At 61.5% G+C, this 2,953-nt stretch carries 2 protein-coding genes; one reads left to right on the top strand and one right to left on the bottom strand.

Annotated features, from left to right (window positions below):
• Window positions 1–183, top strand: a 183-nt coding sequence (locus BQ7388_RS13130; protein ID WP_234946951.1) for a hypothetical protein, incomplete at its 5' end; no start/stop codon positions are given.
• An 856-nt stretch (window positions 184–1,039) separates the two neighbouring features.
• Here BQ7388_RS13130 and BQ7388_RS10195 read toward each other — a convergent pair.
• The gene (locus BQ7388_RS10195; protein ID WP_072500574.1) at window positions 1,040–2,332 is read right to left on the bottom strand and encodes a hypothetical protein; all 1,293 of its coding nucleotides are present in this window, start codon (window positions 2,330–2,332) and stop codon (window positions 1,040–1,042) included.
• Window positions 2,333–2,953: the final 621 nt, after the last annotated feature.

Here is a 2,953-nt window from a genome sequence, read left to right as displayed (position 1 = left end):
CCGACGTGGGGCGGCAAGGCGCTAGCGGGCGCGCATGTTGTCGTGCCCGTGACGGCCCGCGCGTGGCATGCACGCGATGCATATATCGGCGTAGGTTATGCGCACACCGCCCTGGGGCAAAAAATGGCCCCCGTCGCGTGGACGGGGGCCGAATTACGCGGCGAAGACGCAGAGCCAAAATAAGAGCCAAAACGGCAAGAGCGTCAGAAAAATAAGAATCTCAACTAACCACCTAACAAGGCGCAATGTGTCACCCCCTTACGGGGCGCGGGCTACGCAACCACCCCCCGGCTATCCCCGTAGCCCATGCCGGGGCACACGGGGCCGTATGCGGCGCACGTCCCGCGCGACGGGCAATCCGCGCACCATGCGTCCAGGGCGTCGGCGTAGGGCGCACCATCATAAAAATCCGTATCAAAATCCGTATCGTCGTACCATCCGAGATAGCGCGGATACTTCCAACTTTGATTAGACGCCTGAATCCCGCGACACACGGGGGACCACCCAGCGCCGGTAAGGCGCACGTGGCCGTGCGCGTCAAGTAGCGCTAGCCGCGACCCGCGCGACGTGTTACTAAGCGTGCGCTTAGCTAGCGTTGACCTGCAAAGACCCCCGTGGGACTTGACCGCGCGACGCGACGCCAACGGGGCCACGACGTCGCGGATATAGCTCTGCGTGTCGCTCATTGTGGCACTTGTGGGCACGTTGGTGAGTACACCGTTGTGGGCTATGCCCACGGGGCAATCCACGTCAAGGGCGTGCAACGTGCCCAGGTCGCGGCATACGGGGTAGGGGTGAGTGGCCCCCGGCCCGTAGCCGCCACTAGTGCCAATGCGCATGTGCAGCACCAGGGGCACGTCGGCGGGCACGTCGGCTAGCGCCCTCTTGTAGTCGCGTAGGGCCATGTATCCCTTACTTATGTGGACGGTATCCCCGTCCGCCCACATGTAGCCGCCCCCGTCGGGGTTGCCGGTCCAACAAGTCTTTATGAGCTTTTCGTCCGGACGCACATAAGGACTGCAACTAAGTATGATGCACATTAGATACCCCTCTCGGAGCAGTACGCGACAAAGTCCGCGCTGGGCAAGCCCATGACGTGCAGGGCTGATACTATCTCTAGCTTTTGGTCGGCCCACGACCACCCATCAACGCACGCGTCTAGTTGGCGCTCATGGAGCGTGCGGGCTATGTACGCCAACGCAGCCGTGGCCTCAATGGTTGCGCGGAGCGTCTGCAACTTGAGGGTACCGCGCCACAGGCGTATCTCTATCGTCGCGGGGCAATGGCATGACACATAACTATACTTGCCGCGCATGTAGCCGACGGCAGTATCAAAACTTGTATCACTTAGGTCCGGGAACTCACAATAGCAAAAATTGTGGCGGCGTGAGAACTTGACCCATGCGCGATGTTGCGACGTGAGGAGCCGCGCCATTATGCAGGCGCAGGCCCAATCAGCGCCCTTAAAATAGTCACGTGATATGTGGACGTGCAGCCCACAACATCCAGCACCGTGTGACGTGCCATGGGCGTCTAGGGCCGCCCTGGTAATTTCGGCCCACATCGGGCGCTCCAAGTGCGCCCGGGGCGTCATGGGCTGCGTAACTATCTCACACCCACCCTCGTCAAGGCTGCCGTCGTGCTTGCACTCTAGGGTGTCCTCACCATAGCCGAGGACGTCACACAGACGGACCGCAAAGTCCTCAGCGGCGTCGGCGTCGTTGTCAATGACCGTCTCCAACTCAACACCCAGGTAGAGCGTGTCGGGGCGGCGCTCCTCACCGGGGGCCACGTGATACGTGCTAGCGTACGTGTGTTGATAACTCTTGATATGCCTCTTGGGCCGCGCGTCCCAACAATCGGGGCAAAGTGTGAGGTCGCTACCATCGTCATAGGTAGCATCCTCGGCGACCACCCAGCCGCCGCAACGCTCACACTGCGCGTAGTCGCTCAGGTCTGCATCGGCCACGACTAGCGTTGAGCCGTCGCACATGGGCAGCTCATTAACGATGCACGGGTCCCACAACTCACCGCGTACATCGTCGCGCACGTAACCATCGGCGCAACCCTCACACACCCACCCGGTATATCCGTGCGGTCCGTGGACCTCTATCAGGTCCTCAATATCCACGATACTGCCGCACTCGTCGCACGTGGTGAGGTCGTACTCATGCATGCACCCGGTGCATGCGACAACGTCGCAATTGTCGTTAACGATTAAGCTGTGCACGCTCACCGTGTCGCCGCACTTGGGGCATATGGCGCGGCCGTCGCTGGTGAGGTCGATACCTGCGGCGTCAACGTCGGTGTAGGTCGCGTATGAGTAGGTCATTGTGGCTCCCTCTTTTTGCCGGTCGGAGTTGCTGGGGACAAGTGGCGGGCTGGGCCACGGCCACTAACAGCCGTGGCCCCCGTTGTCATAGCGGCGTAGCATCGCCCTGGTGGCTACGCCGCTATCGTCGCGTTTCATAGCATCAACCCCCCCCCTCAACAATTAGGCTCACGCCTTACGTTTGGCGTCGTTAGGCTTTGGCCTTACGAGTTGCCGCGTCCCATGCACGCGCGTAAGGCTATGGCCTAGCGTTTTGGGGGCGTCCGATTACGTGCGATTTCGGACGCTCCACGGGGCCGCGACTTACCTTGCTGCCCCGCGACTCAATTAGACAACTTACACGCTGGTACATCAAGTGACGGGGGTACCGGGCGGGTATCAAACAATCAACTATCAATCCCGTTAAGCCCCCCGACCGCCCACAAATACAAAAAGGCCATTGCCATAGCTCGCAGACTGCGCTATCCTGACCTCACACGACAGCGATTGGAGGACGCATGTCACGCACCCGCTCCACGGACGCGCACTCCGGCTTCTCGGCCGCCCTGCGCTCCATACTCGACGCCCAGGACGTCCGCCAGGCGGACCTGGCCCGCCGCGTCGGGGTCACCGCCCCCTCGG

Source organism: Olsenella phocaeensis (assembly GCF_900120385.1).
In the GTDB taxonomy this organism is placed as follows: Bacteria; Actinomycetota; Coriobacteriia; order Coriobacteriales; family Atopobiaceae; genus Olsenella_I; species Olsenella_I phocaeensis.
Note: the sequence above shows the minus strand (reverse complement) of the source record. Positions and strands in the feature narration are given on the sequence as shown.